The sequence below is a fragment of the Microbacterium sp. WCS2018Hpa-9 genome (assembly GCF_031843745.1).
In the GTDB taxonomy this organism is placed as follows: Bacteria; Actinomycetota; Actinomycetes; order Actinomycetales; family Microbacteriaceae; genus Microbacterium.
On sequence record NZ_JAVTIY010000002.1, the window covers coordinates 304,127 to 320,132 of the forward strand.

At 67.5% G+C, this 16,006-nt stretch carries 14 protein-coding genes; 6 read left to right on the forward strand and 8 right to left on the reverse strand.

What is annotated here, in order from left to right:
• Positions 1-6: 6 nt before the first annotated feature.
• The 3 genes from RQG82_RS05240 to RQG82_RS05250 all read right to left on the reverse strand — a co-directional run bounded on the left by RQG82_RS05240 (position 7) and on the right by RQG82_RS05250 (position 3,474).
• A complete protein-coding gene (locus tag RQG82_RS05240) occupies positions 7-1,269 on the reverse strand; it encodes an MFS transporter (protein ID WP_311258078.1) in 1,263 nt (420 codons plus the stop codon).
• Positions 1,262-2,326 carry a ThiF family adenylyltransferase gene (locus RQG82_RS05245; RefSeq protein ID WP_311258079.1) on the reverse strand — a complete coding sequence of 355 codons (1,065 nt, stop codon included), beginning with the start codon at positions 2,324-2,326 and terminating at the stop codon, positions 1,262-1,264. The genes RQG82_RS05240 and RQG82_RS05245 overlap by 8 nt, the downstream gene beginning before the upstream one ends.
• A gap of 476 nt (positions 2,327-2,802) precedes the next feature.
• Complete coding sequence (locus RQG82_RS05250) at positions 2,803-3,474, reverse strand: GPP34 family phosphoprotein (protein ID WP_311258080.1); 672 nt, start codon at positions 3,472-3,474, stop codon at positions 2,803-2,805.
• Positions 3,475-3,601: 127 nt separating this feature from the next.
• Here RQG82_RS05250 and RQG82_RS05255 point away from each other — a divergent pair, with 127 nt between their 5' ends.
• The 3 genes from RQG82_RS05255 to RQG82_RS05265 all read left to right on the forward strand — a co-directional run bounded on the left by RQG82_RS05255 (position 3,602) and on the right by RQG82_RS05265 (position 7,156).
• Positions 3,602-4,984 carry an APC family permease gene (locus RQG82_RS05255; protein WP_311258081.1) on the forward strand — a complete coding sequence of 461 codons (1,383 nt, stop codon included), beginning with the start codon at positions 3,602-3,604 and terminating at the stop codon, positions 4,982-4,984.
• Entirely contained in the window at positions 4,971-5,195 is a 225-nt protein-coding gene (locus tag RQG82_RS05260; protein WP_311258082.1) for a multidrug transporter, read from the forward strand. The genes RQG82_RS05255 and RQG82_RS05260 overlap by 14 nt, the downstream gene beginning before the upstream one ends.
• 161 nt (positions 5,196-5,356) lie before the next feature.
• Entirely contained in the window at positions 5,357-7,156 is a 1,800-nt protein-coding gene (locus RQG82_RS05265; protein ID WP_311258083.1) for a sigma-70 family RNA polymerase sigma factor, read from the forward strand.
• Between the two features lie 18 nt (positions 7,157-7,174).
• On the opposite strand, the gene corA is transcribed toward RQG82_RS05265, so the two are convergent.
• Positions 7,175-8,191 (reverse strand): magnesium/cobalt transporter CorA, encoded by a 1,017-nt coding sequence (corA, locus tag RQG82_RS05270; protein WP_311258084.1) that lies wholly within the window; start codon positions 8,189-8,191, stop codon positions 7,175-7,177.
• Positions 8,192-8,240: 49 nt separating this feature from the next.
• On the reverse strand, positions 8,241-9,524 hold the full coding sequence (locus tag RQG82_RS05275) for a serine hydrolase domain-containing protein (protein WP_311258085.1): 1,284 nt from the start codon (positions 9,522-9,524) through the stop codon (positions 8,241-8,243).
• A gap of 89 nt (positions 9,525-9,613) precedes the next feature.
• On the opposite strand from RQG82_RS05275, the gene RQG82_RS05280 reads away from it, so the two are divergent.
• Positions 9,614-9,937 carry a DUF2470 domain-containing protein gene (locus RQG82_RS05280; protein ID WP_311258086.1) on the forward strand — a complete coding sequence of 108 codons (324 nt, stop codon included), beginning with the start codon at positions 9,614-9,616 and terminating at the stop codon, positions 9,935-9,937.
• 54 nt (positions 9,938-9,991) lie between these two features.
• Entirely contained in the window at positions 9,992-10,639 is a 648-nt protein-coding gene (locus RQG82_RS05285) for a biliverdin-producing heme oxygenase (RefSeq protein ID WP_311258087.1), read from the forward strand.
• 6 nt (positions 10,640-10,645) lie between these two features.
• Here the strand turns inward: RQG82_RS05285 and RQG82_RS05290 are convergent, their stop codons facing one another.
• Positions 10,646-12,040 carry an AAA family ATPase gene (locus RQG82_RS05290; RefSeq protein WP_311258088.1) on the reverse strand — a complete coding sequence of 465 codons (1,395 nt, stop codon included), beginning with the start codon at positions 12,038-12,040 and terminating at the stop codon, positions 10,646-10,648.
• A gap of 159 nt (positions 12,041-12,199) precedes the next feature.
• On the opposite strand from RQG82_RS05290, the gene RQG82_RS05295 reads away from it, so the two are divergent.
• A complete protein-coding gene (locus tag RQG82_RS05295) occupies positions 12,200-13,273 on the forward strand; it encodes a hypothetical protein (RefSeq protein ID WP_311258089.1) in 1,074 nt (357 codons plus the stop codon).
• 16 nt (positions 13,274-13,289) lie between these two features.
• On the opposite strand, the gene RQG82_RS05300 is transcribed toward RQG82_RS05295, so the two are convergent.
• Positions 13,290-15,197 (reverse strand): cytochrome c oxidase assembly protein, encoded by a 1,908-nt coding sequence (locus tag RQG82_RS05300; protein WP_311258321.1) that lies wholly within the window; start codon positions 15,195-15,197, stop codon positions 13,290-13,292.
• A gap of 187 nt (positions 15,198-15,384) precedes the next feature.
• Positions 15,385-15,672 carry an HU family DNA-binding protein gene (locus RQG82_RS05305; protein WP_042541574.1) on the reverse strand — a complete coding sequence of 96 codons (288 nt, stop codon included), beginning with the start codon at positions 15,670-15,672 and terminating at the stop codon, positions 15,385-15,387.
• Between the last annotated feature and the right edge of the window lie 334 nt (positions 15,673-16,006).

A 16,006-nucleotide genomic window follows, 5' to 3' on the forward strand; every position in this document is an offset into this window, starting at 1 on the left:
GTGGCATCAGGTGGGCAGCTCGTGGCCGTCCTCGCTGAGCTCGCCGAGCCTCGGAATCCGCCGGAGGTCTTTCGAGCTGACCATGACGACCACCGTCGCGATGGCAACCGTGGCTGAGAGCACCAGGGGCACGAAAGGTCCGAAGTGATCAAAGAGAAGCCCTCCACCCAATGCGCCCACCGGCATGAGCAGCATTCCTGGCACACCGGATGCCGCAGTGACCCTCCCCATCAACGGTGCCGGCGTGACGGTCACGGTGTACGCGCTGATCGCTGCGTTGAACGCCGGAAGCGGAAGAGCGGAAAGGAACAACACCACGGCCGTGAGGGGCAGCGACGGATACGTGAACACGACCGCTGCCTGCCCTAGCGCGAACGCAGCGAGCGCGGTGCCCCCGAGACGGCCAAGCCGGAACCGTGAAGAGAGCGTTCCTGCCATCAGTGCGCCAGCAACGACACCGGCCCCGAACGCTGTCGCGAGAATTCCGATCGCAACAGGCGCTTCTCCACTCTTCTGGTAATACGCGATCAGCGTGAGCGGCAGGACGATGATCGGAAGGTTCGCGAGCCCGGCGACGATCGCTACGCCACGAAGCCCCGGCTGCCTCCAGACGAAGACGAACCCTTCCCGCAGTTGCGCGATGTACCTGCTCGGTGGCGGTTCGTATTCGGCCACTCGCGACGGCCGCGGTGTGAAGATACCCGCGACCACATTGAGAGCGACTTGAGTCCCAAGTGCCCATGCTGCACCCAGCGAATACAGCAGGCCTCCTACAGGTCCGCCGACAAGGCCGGCACCGGCCTCCCGCCCCTGCGAAACGGCAGCCGCCTGGCCGAGTTGATCACGAGGGACGATCACCTTGACCAGAGCCTGTTCGCTGGGTCCGTCAAGTCCAGACGCGGCTCCCGCGAGCGCCGCCCCCAGAATCAGGACCGGCAGCATTCCCGGCTCAGGGAGGAAGATGGCAAGCAGCGCGAGCGTCCACCCGGATGCCTGTGCGAACGACGACAGACGCAGGACGAGTGACGGTGAATGCCGATCCACTAGCGCGCCGCCGAACGCCTGGGTGGCGATCAGAGCGGCATTCGACGCGAAGAGAACCAGACCAGCGAGAGTCGCGGATGCCGTCACCCCGAGGACGATGAGTGGCAACGCCACGTTTCCTACCGCCGACGACAGCTCGTTCGACACCTTCGCGACGACAAGCCGCTGAAACGCCCTGTTTCGGCGCAAGACGCTGCCCCGCTTAGGCTCGACCGCGTCACCCATGTGGGCACCCCTCAGGCACCTCGACCACGTACGAGTGACCGTAGTCGAACATGTTCTGGTGGAAGGCCCGACCGACCGTCTGGGGCGAGAGTCCAGTCAAGAAGCGAATACCCTCATAGGCAGCCAGAGACCCCGCCATGTGCACCACTGGTCCGAAGGCCGCGTTGAAATTAGGGGGCGATTCTGAGAATGAGCCGAGCCGTCCTTCGCTCCTGAGCCGCTCACGCGCCGACTCGCGGAGGCACCGATAGCAGCCTGTAACCCCCGGAACGTAGGTGCAGCAGTTGATCATCGGCCCTGCATAGCTGCAATCGATCCACGGTGTCCCCAGCCTCAGGGCCTCATCCGAAACCCAGTACGGCATCTGATCTGGACGGTCAGCCGCCCGAAAGAAAAGATCAGTCTCAGCCAATAGGCCACCCACTTGTCCAGGACCGGTAATTTCTTTGACTTCGGTCGTGACACCGCAATCGCCGTTCATTGTCTTCAGGCGATCCGCTGCCGCGTCGACCTTGTACCGTCCAAGATCACCGTCTTCGAACAGATACTGGCGATTCAGATTCGACAGCTCGACTCGATCCCCATCGACCAGGTGTAAATTGCCGATTCCTGCACCGACAAGGTGAGCAGCGATGGCGCCCCCTATTCCCCCAACGCCGACGACGGTTACGCTGGCGCCCCGCAACAGCTCTTGCGGTCGCCACCTGTTCATCTCGGCGCCTTTCGAGATCCACGCGAAGTAGTGAGCCCCCCGCGAGTAACGTTCCTGTTCGCCAGCGTCCAAGACAGTAACTGCTGCCGCGTCCTCGATGTGCCCCGTCTCGACCAGAGTCTCAACCAAGTTTTGCGCCCGATCACGCTCAAGACCGACGGCGGCGGAAATCTCATCAACTGCGGACTCGAAGGTGCTGCCGCCATCGAGAATCCGGTTCAGCGACAACAGTGCCCCGTCTGGATCCACGATTCGTTGGCCCAACCCGTAGGTCATCGATCCAATGACGGATTCCCCTCGCTCGAGATGCACGACGGCATGCCCGGAGCGGATGCGCGGCTTCATCGTCCCTGTCTCCTCCCAGTTGGACGGCTGCGGCGGTCCCCTGAGAGCCCGCCGCAGCCGTGGCGATAACTACTGCTGGCCGACGCGGGCGTCGAATACGTCGCTCATCTCGACGTCGATAATCTGAAGCTCCATGGTTCACCTCCTCGTGTCTCGTGGAATCACCACGGTAGACACGGCCACAGCAGCGGTACCGACACCGCTCGCAGAAGTGGCGGTTCTATATCGGAATGCGATCTGGCTCCCGAATCAGGCAGGCCGAACGCACCAGTCGCGGACGATGCATGCCAACACGAACGCTCGAAGGGTCTTCAATTCACTGCGCTGACGGCTCGTCAGGGCCGGGCACAGATTCGGATGGATGCTGTCGACACCCCGCCATAGCCGGTGCCGCCCCGGCGGGTCGTCCCCGATCTCCGAAACTGTGCCCGGCAGAGCGGGGGCGAGCGCCGGGGCCGAGCCCCTGAAGTCGCGCCTCAGGTGATGGTCGCCGCCACGATCGTCGGGGTCATGATGGCCACCATCGCGGCCGTGATCGCGTCGTAGACGGCCTTGGCGACGGCATCCCCCGCTTGCGACCCTGCCGTGAGCTCTTCGATTCGCTTCTTGAGGTCGCGCGCCGACATTCCGCCGCACTCGTCACGCAGGATCGCGTGCGCCGCGTTCAGGTTCTGCAGGATCGACAGCAGCGCCAGATCGGCCTGCGTCGGAGCGCCGGTTCCGGCGAGCACGGCGGCGAGGCGAGAGCGCAGCATCTGCTCGGGTGCCGAATCGGACTCGGGAGTGCGCGCCGACCCCCAGCCGAAGAATCCGCGCTCACCGCGCACGAGAACACCCTGCACGACGAGCGACTCGACCACGACCTCGAGCGGATCGAGCTTGGGCCGCACGACGAGAGACTGCAGTCGTTTGCCGCGCAGCGGCACGAGGCGCTGCAACGTCGTGTCGAGGATCGGATTGCCGGTCGGCTCGGCCGACACGATGTCGACGACCGGGTTCTTCTCGTCCGACACCGAAATGCGTCCGTGCAGGGCGAGGTCGACGATGACGGCAGCGACCTCGCCATAGAGACGGTTCACGCTCACCGCGCTCTCGACGCGGCCATCAGGCCGGAGAAGCAGCATGTGGAGTTCCTCGACGATCAGCATGCACCCACGCTATGACGGGACTTCGGGTCTCGGCATCCCCCGAACGGATGACTTCGGGATGCCGAGCGCGACACCGGGTCCTGTCAACCCCGTCGCCGTGTGGGCGCCGATTTCGTACGGTTTCGGGATGACTTCCGACACCCCCACGTCGCAGGAGGAGCCCACCCGGCTGCGACGCGCCATCACCGGCCCTCTTCTGTTCGCCTTCATCCTCGGCGACGTGCTCGGCGCCGGGATCTACGCGCTGATGGGAGTGCTGTCCGAGAAGGTCGGCGGGATGCTGTGGGCACCGCTGCTACTGGCCCTCCTGCTCGCCCTGCTGACGGCGGGTTCGTATGCCGAGCTCGTCACCAAGTACCCGCGCGCAGGCGGGGCGTCCGTCTTCGCAGAGCGCGCCTTCCACAGCCCGATCGTGTCGTTCCTGGTCGGATTCAGCATGCTCGCGGCCGGCGTGACGAGCGCCGCCGGTCTGGCGATCGCGTTCGCCGGCGACTATCTCGGCACGTTCTTCGACCTGCCGACGATTCCCGTCGCGATCGTCTTCCTCGCCATCGTCGGAGCCCTCAACGCCCGCGGCATCCGCGAGTCGCTCGGCGCGAACCTGGTGATGACGGCGATCGAGCTGAGCGGTCTCGTGATCGTCATCGTCGTGGTGGGAGTGTTCGTGGCCGGCGGCGGTGGAGACGCCTCGCGGCTCACGCAGACACCGGAGGGGACCCCCGCCGCAATGGCCGTGCTCGCCGGAGCGGTGATCGCCTATTACTCCTTCGTCGGGTTCGAGACCTCGGCGAACATGATCGAAGAGGTGAAGAACCCGCGGCGCACCTACCCGCGGGCGCTCTTCGGCGCGCTCTTCACCGCCGGCGCGGTGTACGTGCTCGTCGGCGTGGCCAGCTCGATCGCACTGCCGGCATCCGAGCTGCAGGAGTCGAGCGGACCGCTGCTCTCGGTCGTCGAGGCCGCCGGCGCCAGCATCCCCTCGTGGCTGTTCAGCCTGATCGCCCTGATCGCCGTCGCCAACGGCGCTCTGCTGACCATGATCATGGTCAGCCGTTTGACCTACGGGATGGCCGAGCAGAATCTGCTCCCCGCTGTGCTGGGCCGCGTGCTGCCGAACCGCAAGACCCCCTGGGTGGCGATCCTCACCACCACCCTCGTCGCGATGGGTCTGACGCTGGTCGGCGACCTGGCGACGCTCGCCGAGACCGTCGTGCTGCTGCTGCTGTTCGTCTTCCTCAGCGTCAACGTCTCCGTGCTCGTGCTGCGACGCGACCGGGTCGAGCACGACCACTTCCGCATCTGGACCGTCGTCCCGGTGCTGGGCATCGCGTCGTGCATCCTGCTGCTCACCCAGCAGCGCCCCGTCGTCTGGCTGTTCGGCGCGATCCTTCTGGCGGTCGGCGGCGTGCTCTTCCTGCTCACCCGCTGGGGCCGAAACCGCGCCCGGACGCACGGCAGCGACGAAGACCCCTCATCCACCACCACGAAGGAGAACCATGAGCACGCCTGATCTCACCCCAGACGCCGACGACGCCATGACCAGCGAAGAGAAGCGCCACGACCAGCTGACCTCGGCACCGGACGCGACCGAAGCCGACGCAGCGCCCCGCATCGAGGTCTCCGAGCACGACGGCAACACCCGCATCGACATCGCCCCCGATGCTGCGGTGCGCCCCGGCCCCGGGCCCGGAGTCGAGACCAACGACGAACCCGAGCGCTGACCGGCACGGGACGGCAGCCCGCGCGAGCGCCCTCGCGTGGGAATGCCGATATATCACAGATGCCCCCTCGAAGGCAACCTCTGAGCGTATGCTGACCTCGAGGTCGCCTCCTCGACCTCGAGGTCGGTGACAGACGTCGTCACCACGATCGAGGGGATGCCGTGAGCCTCACCACAGATCAGAGCACTGACACGAGGTCGGATGCCGAGCTGGCCGACGCGACTCGCAACGGCGACGCCCAGGCGTTCGCCGTGCTGTGGCAGCGACACTCCGAGGCGGGACTCCGCGCGGCCCGCGCGGTGACGCGCTCGATCGATCCCGACGACCTCGTCAGCGAGGCCTTCACGAAGACCTTCAGCGCGATGCAGAACGGCGCCGGACCGACCGACGGCTTCCGCGCCTATCTGTATGCCGCCATCCGCAACGCCGCGGCGACGTGGGGCGGCAAGCAGAAGGACATCCCCATCGAGTTCATCGAGGAGATCCCTGACGAGGCGCCCGATGCGATCGAGCAGCTGTCGGACAAGGCGATGCTCGCCGCCGCCTTCAAGAACCTGCCCGAGAATCACCGCACGCTGCTCTGGTATCTCGAGGTCGAGGGCATGAAGCCGCGAGAGATCGCGCCGTTGATGGGGCTCACCCCGAACGCCGTATCCGCCCTCGCCCTGCGCGCCCGAGACGGATTCCGTCACGCCTGGCTCGACGCCCTCATCGCCGATCCTTCCCGCCCCGAAGAGTGTCGCTGGGCGTGCGGGCGGCTCGTGCGCCGCACCCGTCGCCCGGTGAGCCGACAGGAACGTCCGCGGCTCGAGACCCATCTCGAGGGGTGCGCCGGGTGCACGATCATCGCGAGAGACATCGACACGGCCTCGTCGAAGCTGCGGGCGGTGCTTCTGCCCCTCGCGCTCGGCAGTGCAGGGGCCGCCGCCTACGCCTCGCTCGAGCCCGGAGCCGCGGCGAGCGCAGCCGTCATCGGGCCCTCGGCAGCCCTGCGATCCCGGCGCGTGCTCACCCTCGGGATCGCGGCGGGCAGTGCAGTCGCACTCGCCGCGACCGTCGCGGTGGCGATCGCCGCCCCCTGGACGCAACCCGCGCCGAACACCGACCGCAGCGAAGCATCCGGGCCGGTCGCCCACCCCGTCGGCCCGATTCCCGGCACGACACCCGTGACGCAGGTCGACACCTCGCCGACTCCCCCTCCCTCGCCCGTTCCCGCGCCGGTGGAGCCCCCGCCCGAGCTGGTCGTCGAGACGACGCCGTCGACCTCCCCTGACCCGGCCGCTCCCGAGTCGAAGCGTCTGCCAGCGGCGACTCCTCCTGCAGCGGCTCCCCCCGCAGCAAACCCGCCAGCCGAGAAGCCGCCGGTCGAGATCCCCCCGGTCGAGATCCCCTACGCGTTCACTCTCGAGCCTGCCGACTGGGACACGAGCAACCCTCTTGCGGTCTCGGCGCGCGGCACCGGCATCCCGGGCAGCACGGTCACCATGCTCGATGAGCTCGGCGCAGTCCTCGCCGAGGCGCCGGTCGATGATGAGGGCGTGTTCGAGATCTCGGTCGCGGGCGACGACCTCCGGCAGGGCATGACCCTCACCGCCCAGCACACCTCACCCACCGGCGACGTCGAGCTCAGTGACCCGATGGGCCCCCTCGCGTTCCCGGTGCCGGTCATCTCGGGCGGCCAGTCGCGCATCCAGCTCGACAGGGCGGATGCCGACGCAGACGGAGAGCGGGATGACGCGCTGGTCACCCTCGAAGGGATCCCGGGCGGATGGGTGCAGGTCGCGGTCGACGGCGTCGTGAACCCTCACCTCATCGCCATCGACGAGGTAACCTCCGACGACTACATCCCCGACATCCACCTCGGATTCCACCTGCTGACCCTGCGGTATGTCGATGTGGAGTCGGGCCTGACCGGGCCCGGCGCCGAGTATGCCGTCGTCGTCACCCCCGGCGGCAGATGACATCCGGCTGCCGCGTGGCTACAGCCACCCCTTGCGTTTGAACACCCAGTACAGGCCGAAGCCCATCGCGAGCATGAGGCCGAGCGCGAAGGGGTACCCCAGCGTCCAGTGCAGCTCGGGCATGTGATCGAAGTTCATGCCGTAGACCGTGCCGACGAGAGTCGGGGCGAACAGGATCGCCGCCCAGCCCGAGATCTTCTTCACCTCGTCGTTCTGACGGATGCTCAGCTCGGTCATGCGCCGCATCTCCTCGTTCTGCCGCCGAGCCACGATCGTGGACTCGACGGTCAGGGCGTTGTCGAGCACCGTGCGGAAGGTGTTCGCCCGCTCCGAGACGCGCAGGGTGTGGTCGAGGACATCGCGCAGATACCGCTGCAGCTCCTCGTCGACCTGGTACTTCGCCGACCCGCGCAGCAGCGAGTCGAGCATCCCGGCCAGAGGCTGCACCGCCCGCTGGAAGTCGATCACCTCGCGACCGAGCTCGTAGATGCGCTGCGTGGCGTCGACCTCGTCTTCGAAGAGCTGACTCTCGATCTCGTCGATGTCGTTCTCGAGGCCGGCGAGCACCGGTGCGTACTCGTCGACGACCTCGTCGAGGATCGCGTAGAGCACTGCTTCGGGGCCGAGCTTGAGCAGCCCTGGATCGTCTTCGAGGCGGCGTCGGACGCGCCCGAGGTCAGGCGACTCCGCGTGACGGATGGTCACCACGAAGTCCGGCCCCACGACCACGTGGATCTCGCCGAACTCGACCTCCTCCGCAGCGTCCAGATACCGAGCGGAGCGCAGCACCATGAACAGCACCTCGCCGTAGCGCTCGAGCTTCGAGCGCTGGTGGCCGGCGAGCGCATCCTCGACGACGAGGGCATGGATGCCGAACTCGTCGGCGACCTCGCGGATCTCGGCCTCGCTCGGACGATACAGGCCGATCCAGCTCATTCCGCCGCGCTCGCGCAGCACCTCGAACGTCTCACTGAGGCTCCGCGGATTCTCGGTGCGGATGCCGTCGACGTAGATCGCGTTGTCGATGATCGCCATCGGCGTTCCTCCATCGGTCGGGCCGCGGACCGGTCGTCCGCCTCCGAGGTCAGCCGGCGGGCGGTGCGACGCAGGGGATCGCCGAGGCGGTGATCTCCTGGTGGTACTGCTCGGCCGTGAACGGCAGACCGAACTCCGGAGCCGTCTCGCCCGCGGCTGCGGGAGTCTTCGATGCGATCGCAGCGAGCTCCCACGCCAGGTACATCGCGGTCGTCCCACCGGTCGTCGAGTCGTTCAGCGACACCGCGACCGTGAATCCGGACTCAGGGTCGGAGAACGCCGCCGTCTGGTATCCGGGAGTCCATCCCGACTGTCCGACCATCGAGCCGACCAGAAGGGCTCCTCCTGTGACCTGCAGCCACGAGGGCGCCTGGGGGCTCTGCGGCAACGGAGCTGCGAAGCGATTCGGCTCATCCTTCGTCCGCAGCTTCTGCGCGGCCTCTGCCTGGGTGTACCGGCCGAGGTCCTCGATCGTCGACACGACGCCGGAGTCGGTGTACCCGGTGCTCGATGACAGCGTGGTGATGTCGGTCGGAGCCGCGCAGTCGTATCCGCCTTCGACGGGCGTCAGGTAGTGCCCGTTCATGACGGGACCGGTCGAAGGCTCAGCCGCGGCCGGCGAGGGCAGCGACGTGTCGGCGAGACCGAGCGGCTGGGTCACGTACTCGGCGATCAGTTCGGATGCCGTGAGGCCCGATGCCCGCTCGAGGGCGAGTCCGAGCAGCAGGTACCCGGCGTCAGAGTTGGTGTACGTCGTCTTCGGCGTGGCGCGCGGGGCGCCGAGGCCGTAGGACGCGAGCTCGAGAGGCGCCCACACGCGCTCCGGCGTGGTGAACCACGCGTTCTGCGCGATCGACTCGGACGAGCCGACCCCACTCGTGCTGTTGCACAGGTCGAGTAGCGTGGTGTCCTTCATGTCGGCGACGCCCGAGACGTACTCGGGCACGAGGTCGTCGAGTTCGACCACGCCCTCATCGGCCAGGCCGTAGAGCACGTCGCAGGTCATGAGCCGCGTCATGTCGGCGACGCGGAAGGCCATGTCCGTGGTGATCTCCTCGTCGGAGCCGGGCCCCTGCGAGCCGACGCCGGCGACCCAGCTGCCGCTCCAAGGAGCCCAGACGCCCACGACAGCACCCGACGCCCCAGACGCGGCGAGCGCGTTCTCGACGGCCGCCTCCATGGCGGCGACGGTGTCGTCGGGCAGTGCGCCCTCGACCTGAGACGGCGGTTCGTAGCTGAACTCCGGCTCGGCGGTGCAGCCGGTGAGGAAGAGTCCGAGCGCGGCGACGCCGGCCGCTGCTGCGCGGAACGTGCGCGACGAGAGAAGCTGCATGAAAGGGGACCCCCGGAAGACGTGTCTCCCGAGTCTAGAACGCCGTTCCTGAAAGAAGGCATCGCGGGTGCCCGTTTAGGGTGATCAGCATGCCCCACATCTTCGAGGCCGACGTCGTCTCCGCCATTCTGCGCCACATGAACGGCGACCACACCGACGACAATCTGCTCATCACTCGCGCCTTCTCGACTGCGGAGGCCGCCGAGGACGGCGAGATCACCGATGCCGCGATGACAGACCTCGACGGCGACGGCGGCGTCTGGAAGGTCACCCGCTCGGGCGTCCAATCCGAGCTGCGCATCGCGTGGCCCTCCGGCCCGATCACCGAGCGCCCCGCTGTGCGCCGCGAGGTCGTCGCGCTCTACGATCTCGCGTGCGAGAAGCTCGGGGTCGAGCCGCGTCCGCACGCATGACGCTCTGAGATGTCGGGCTTCCGCTCGAGGTTAGGCAACCCTTACACTGGGCACATGTCCGAGATCCTCTCCTTCTCCGCAGCCCTCCGTGAGCGCTCCTCCGGTTCGCATTCGCGCAGCGAGGGTGCCGGCTTCATGTCCGACCTGCTCAAGGGCGAGGGTTCGCGCGAGGACTACATCGCACTCGTCGCACAGCACTACTTCATCTACGAGGCCCTCGAGAGTGCGGGCGAGCGCATGCGCCGCGACCCCGTGGCATCCGTCTTCCTCAGCGACAAGCTGACCCGTCTTCCTGCGCTGGAGGCCGACCTCGAGTTCCTGCTCGGGTCCGGCTGGCGCGACGAGATCGTCGCTCTGCCCACCACGCAGCGCTATGTCGAGCGCATCCGTCAGGTCGGCGCGACCTGGGCCGGGGGCTTCGTCGCGCACCACTACACGCGCTACCTCGGCGACCTGTCGGGTGGCATCTTCATCGGACGGGTGATGGCACGCCGCTTCGGCTTCGAGACCAACGGCATCGGCTTCTACCTGTTCGACGACATCGCCGATCCCTCGGCCTTCAAGGACGTCTACCGCGAGCAGCTCGACGCAGCCCCGTGGGACGACGCCGAGCGCGAGCGCGTGATCGACGAGGTGCTCCTCGCCTACCGCTTCAACACCGAGCTGTTCGAGGACCTCGACCGCGCACGCGTCGCCGCCTGAGGCGCGTCAGGCCTTCCCGACCTCAGGGGTGGATGCCGCGAGCCACGCGTCGCGCATGAAGCGGCGCACGTCCTCGTCGACGCGGATGTCGCTCGGGCGCAGCGCCCTCGACAGGTAGAGCCCGTCGAGCGACGTGAGCCGTGACAATGCGACGTAGGTCTGCCCGGGCGCAAACGCGCCGGATCCGAGGTCGATGATGGCGCGGTCGTAGGTCTTGCCCTGCGACTTGTGGATCGTGACCGCCCACGCCAGGCGCAGCGGGAACTGCGTGAACTCCGCGACGACGTCACGGGTCAGCTTCTTGGTGCTCGCCTCGTACGAGTAGCGGAATCGCTCCCACACGGCGGGGTCGACGTCGACCTCGTCTCCGTCGATCTCGACGCGCACGGTCTCACCGAGGATGCGCACGACCGTGCCGATCGTGCCGTTCACCCACCGCGGCGGCTCACCCGACATCGAGGTGTCGTTGCGGAGGAACATCACCTGCGCGCCGATCTTCAGTTTGAGCTCCGACTCGGCGGGCAGCGACGCCTCTCCCCTGCCGAACTCCCCGCTGACCTCGGCCTTCGCAGTCTGCTCCTTGCCGGGGAGGGCTGCGAGGTGCCGGCTGTTGATGGTGTTGACGATGTCGTTGCGCGTGGCGAGCGTGATCATCGGCACCTCCCCGGGCTCGGGCTCGGGGGGCGTGCGAGCGCCCTGCGTGTTCAGCACCCCCGCGATCTCGGCGGTGACCCGGCCGTACCGCACCGCGTTGAGCATGGCCTTGAAGCCGTCATCCGACTGACGGTGGATCTGCACGAGCTCGCGCACGTGCAGCTCGGCGCGGGTGTCGACGGCGAACAGCCCCTCGTCCTCTTCTGGCGCCTCCCCACCGGCGGCGCCTGCCCAGACCTTGGCGTCGAAGAACCAGAAAGAGCGGTAGTGATCCTTCACGTAGCGCAGCTCATCGCCCCGCGGCGGCACGGGGGCCAGCTGGTACGGGTCGCCGAACATCACGATCTGCACTCCGCCGAACGGGATGCCGCGCTTGCCCCGCGCCTGGCGGAGCGAGCGGTCGATCGCATCCATCAGGTCGGCGTTGACCATGGAGATCTCGTCGATCACGAGCGTCTCGATCGCGTTGAGGATGCGCCGCGTGTTGTCGTTCTGGTCGATGTCCGAATCGCCGATCAGACCGATCGGCAGCCGGAACAGCGAGTGGATCGTCTGGCCCTCGACGTTGAGTGCCGCGACGCCGGTGGGTGCGCAGATCGCGATCTGCTTCTTCGTGTTCCACGAGAAGTACTGCAGCAGTGTCGACTTGCCGGTGCCCGCACGTCCGGTGATGAAGACGTGCTCGCTGGTGTCCTCGATCAGCCGGAACAGCTCTTGCTGTTCTTCTGACAGGGCGGGAAGCGACACGGTTCTCTCACACGGCTGGAGGCGGGAGTGCACGTTGAGATCGTGCCTTCCCATGCTACGTGGCGCCGCCGCCCGGCATCCGACGGACACAGCGACAGCCCCTGACGCACATCGCCTCACGCACGGCATCGTCCCAGGCCGCGCTTCTAGACTGACGCCATGCAGCAGGTCGAGACGAAGGCGCCCCGGCGCGCGCGTCTCGCTGCCGATCTCGCGCTGCTCGCTGTGGTCGGCCTCGTGCTCGTCGCCGCTCTCGGCGCGGGCGGGGCCACCCTCTATCAGCAGTTCTACGGACCGTCGGCCTTCGTCGTGCGGTATCTCGATCTGCTCTCCGAAGGCCGAGCGGCCGATGCCCTTCGCGTGCCGGGCGTCGCGATCGATCGCGAGACGCTCGAGGTCGCCGGCATCGGAGCCACGGCGTCAGAGGCCCTGCTGCGCCACTCGGCCCTCGCTCCGCTCACCGATGTCGAGGTGCTGTCGGAGAAGCCCGACGACGCCGGCAAGACCGAGGTCACCGTCTCGTTCAAGGCGAGCGGGCACGCCGGCACCACCACATTCACCATCGAGCAGGACGGCTGGGCCGGGGTCACCCCGAACTGGCGCTTCACGACGAGCCCCCTCGCCGTGGTCGAGCTCACGCTGCGCGGCGCCGATCAGTTCGCCGTCAACGGCTTCGAGATGGACCGCCGCCAGGTGTCGGCTGCCGGTGCACAGGCCGCCCCCCTCGACCCCCTGCCGCTGCTCGTCTTCACGCCGGGGCTGTACTCGGTCACCGTAGACACGGCGATCGCCGACTCCGAAGGTGTCGGCGTCCTCGCAGACACCCCGCTCGCCACCACCCCCGTCGACGTGCAGACCGAGCCCACCCCCGAGTTCATCGGCGTGGTGCAGCAGCGTGTCGAGGAGTTCCTCATCTCCTGCACAACCCAGGAGGTGCTGCAGCCGACCGCGTGCCCCTTCGGCTTCGAGGTCCGCAACCGCCTCGCCTCGCTGCCGCAGTGGTCGATCACCGCTCAGCCCGAGGTGAGTGTCGTTCCTGACGGCGGGCACTGGAAGATCCCGCCGACGGATGCGGTCGCACACGTCGAGGTCGAGATCCGGTCGCTCTTCGACGGCTCGGTTCAGGAAGTGTCGGAGGACGTGCCGTTCCAGGTCAACGGCTCGATCACGATCCTGCCGGACGGAAAGGTGTCGATCCGCGTCGGGTCGCCCGACGAGGAGTCGACGGGCTGATCGCCCGTCGGGACGGTCAGCGCGCTTCGCGCTCGGCCTGACGGAGATCGCGCGCTGCGAGGGCCGCGAGCTTCTCGTTGTACTCCTCGAGCTCGGCCTCGCCCGTGCGGTCGGCGTGCCGGTCGCGGCGCTTCTGCAGCTTGGTGTCGCTGCGGCTCCACTGGATCGCCACGGTGATCGCGAGGATCAGGGTCGGGATCTCACCGATCGACCACGCGATGCCACCGCCGATGTACTGGTCTTCGAGCGGCGACGGGCCCCAGGTGCGCCCCATCGACCCGAACCAGTCGGCGACCATCAGCCCCTCCTGCATCATGATCGCGACGCCGAAGAAGGCGTGCATGGCCATGATCGCGATCAGGGTGATGAGGCGTCCGGGATACGGAAGGCGGTACGGCACGGGGTCGGCGCCGACCAGGCTCAGCACGAACAGGTATCCCGAGATGAGGAAGTGCGCGACCATCCACTCGTGGCCGAGGTGCTCGAACATCGACCAGCGCACGAGGTCGGTGAAGTAGAAGGCCCACAGCGACAGGATGAAGATGCCCGCTGCGACGAACGGGTGGGTGACGACCTTCGAGAACGGCGAGTGCACCGCCCACATGATCCATTCGCGGCCGCCACGGGTGCCGTCGTCGCGCTTGTGGATCGCACGAAGGGCCAGCGTGACCGGCGCCCCTGAGACCAGCAGCAGCGGGATCGCCATCGACAGCATCATGTGCCCCAGCATGTGCACGCTGAAGAGATACTCCTGATAGGCGTTGATCGGGCCACCGGTGACCCACAGCAGCATCAGCATGCCCAGCACCCAGAAGACGGTGCGGTGGATCGGCCAGCGGTCGCCTCGCAGTCGCAGACGGCGCACCCCTGCGAGATAGAAGAAGAGGCCGAAGCCTGCGGCCACCAGCCAGAGCACGTCGATGTCCCACGCCGTGAACCAGCGATCGATCGTGAACTCGGGAGGCAGGGGTGAGCGGGTGAGGTTCTCGGCCGGCGTCTGCACGAACGCGGCTTCCTCGCCGGTGGGCGGAGGCGTGCGCGCGAGCGCGGCGGCTGCTCCTGAGGCGAGACCCATCAGCGCGACCTCGCACAGCACCAGCATCCAGAACCAGCGTGCTGCCCCCGGCCCTTCGAGACGAGGGATCAGGCGGATGCGGTACCAGGCGCCGAGCAGGCCCATGCCCACCAGGAGCACGACCTTCGCGAGCAGGATCGTGCCATAGGGCGTCCAGAGCTGCGAGATGTCGCCGAAGGACACGATGGAACGCGCCAGGCCCGAGATCGCGACGACCGCGAAGGCGGCGATCGCGAGACTCGAGTAGCGGCTGACCAGCCGCGCGGTGCCCACGCCGGAGCGATCACGCAGGATCACGACGAGCAGCAGACCTCCGAGCCACACCGCCGCGCCGATCGTGTGCAGCAGGATCGAGTTCACGGCGATGTTGTGGCCCGCGAGCTCACCCGAGTGCCCCTGGGTCGCCAACGGGAGGAAGGATGCCGCGGCGAGGATCGCCGTGATCAGGGTGGGCGTCCACGTGCGCCACGCGAACGCGAGCACGGTGGTCACCGAGCCCATGATCGTCGTGATCAGCCACGACTGACCCAGCGGCAGCTGCAGCAGGAAACGCCCGAGCTGCTCGCCGAACTCGCGTTCGGCACTCAGCTGCGGGTTGAAGGCGGCCATGAACGTGAAGAATCCGCTGATGCCCGCGGTGACCGTGAAGACGGCCGCGCCCGCCGAGGCCGTGTTGAGGGCCGTGTCGAATGACTTCTCCTCGCTGCGCAACGCGAACAGCGCCAGCACGAGAGAGCCCAGCATCGCCGCAGCCGCGATGTTCATCACGAGCTTGACGATGGGGGTGGCCCAGCGCACGAACGGACCCGGATCCTGCAGCAGCAGCGGCGCCGCGCCTCCGCCGATCATGAGGGCGATCAGCACGCCGATCAATCCGGTCGCGAGCAGGATGCCGATTCCGCCCGCGCGATACGCGGAGCGGTTCGGGGTCTGCACGGCGCGGGCACTCACCCCTCAAGCCTAAGCCGCGGATTCGGGGTGGGAGCACGAAGGCCGCCCCCGACGGATCGGGAGCGGCCTTCGAAGAGGTGCAGTCTTACTTGACGGCAGCCTTGAGCTTGGAACCAGCGGTCACCTTGACGCGGTGGCCGGCCGGGATCTTGATCTCGGCACCGGTCTGCGGGTTGCGGCCCGTGCGAGCTGCGGTTGCGACCTGCTCGAACGAGATCCAGCCCGGGATCGAGACCTTGCTGCCCTTGGCAACAGCGTCGGAGACCGAGGAGAACAGCGCGTCGAGGACACCCGAGACGGTGGCCTGGCTCTGGCCGGTGGCAGAAGCGATGCTCGCGACGAGCTCGGTCTTGGTGATGGACTTGTCAGCCATGTCATCCTCCAGCGACGAGGTTCCCGTCGCATCGTTGGTGTTCGAAGGGCGACTGCCCTCCGTTGGTCGAGTGACCGCCTTGAATGTACCAACCACCACCCACATTTCCGCGTCATTTCGCGGGTTTTGGGGTTTTAGGCGGCGTGTCGTGGTGCAGAAGTGACGAATGTGACTCGTGAGGCGTTCTGCGGAGGGGTCGAACGCCGCCGCCGTTCCGCGACTTGTAGCGGGTCTGCGACTGGTCGACCTCTCCCCGCATCGTGCTGCGCTCCGGGAGGAGAACTGCGCCTCGGGAGGAGAGATCTGCCGAACCTCTCCTCCCGAGGCGCAGTCT

Bases quoted from the DNA above. Each gene is read 5' to 3' on its own strand.
- RQG82_RS05280 (WP_311258086.1), top strand. From the start codon at position 9,614: ATGCCCCACATCTTCGAGGCCGACGTCGTCTCCGCCATTCTGCGCCAC.
- RQG82_RS05275 (WP_311258085.1), bottom strand. From the start codon at position 9,524: ATGCAGCTTCTCTCGTCGCGCACGTTCCGCGCAGCAGCGGCCGGCGTC.
- RQG82_RS05285 (WP_311258087.1), top strand. From the start codon at position 9,992: ATGTCCGAGATCCTCTCCTTCTCCGCAGCCCTCCGTGAGCGCTCCTCC.
- RQG82_RS05255 (WP_311258081.1), top strand. From the start codon at position 3,602: ATGACTTCCGACACCCCCACGTCGCAGGAGGAGCCCACCCGGCTGCGA.
- corA (WP_311258084.1), bottom strand. From the start codon at position 8,191: ATGGCGATCATCGACAACGCGATCTACGTCGACGGCATCCGCACCGAG.
- RQG82_RS05305 (WP_042541574.1), bottom strand. From the start codon at position 15,672: ATGGCTGACAAGTCCATCACCAAGACCGAGCTCGTCGCGAGCATCGCT.
- RQG82_RS05240 (WP_311258078.1), bottom strand. From the start codon at position 1,269: ATGGGTGACGCGGTCGAGCCTAAGCGGGGCAGCGTCTTGCGCCGAAAC.
- RQG82_RS05300 (WP_311258321.1), bottom strand. From the start codon at position 15,197: ATGATCGGCGGAGGCGCGGCGCCGCTGCTGCTGCAGGATCCGGGTCCG.
- RQG82_RS05260 (WP_311258082.1), top strand. From the start codon at position 4,971: ATGAGCACGCCTGATCTCACCCCAGACGCCGACGACGCCATGACCAGC.
- RQG82_RS05250 (WP_311258080.1), bottom strand. From the start codon at position 3,474: ATGCTGATCGTCGAGGAACTCCACATGCTGCTTCTCCGGCCTGATGGC.
- RQG82_RS05295 (WP_311258089.1), top strand. From the start codon at position 12,200: ATGCAGCAGGTCGAGACGAAGGCGCCCCGGCGCGCGCGTCTCGCTGCC.
- RQG82_RS05245 (WP_311258079.1), bottom strand. From the start codon at position 2,326: ATGAAGCCGCGCATCCGCTCCGGGCATGCCGTCGTGCATCTCGAGCGA.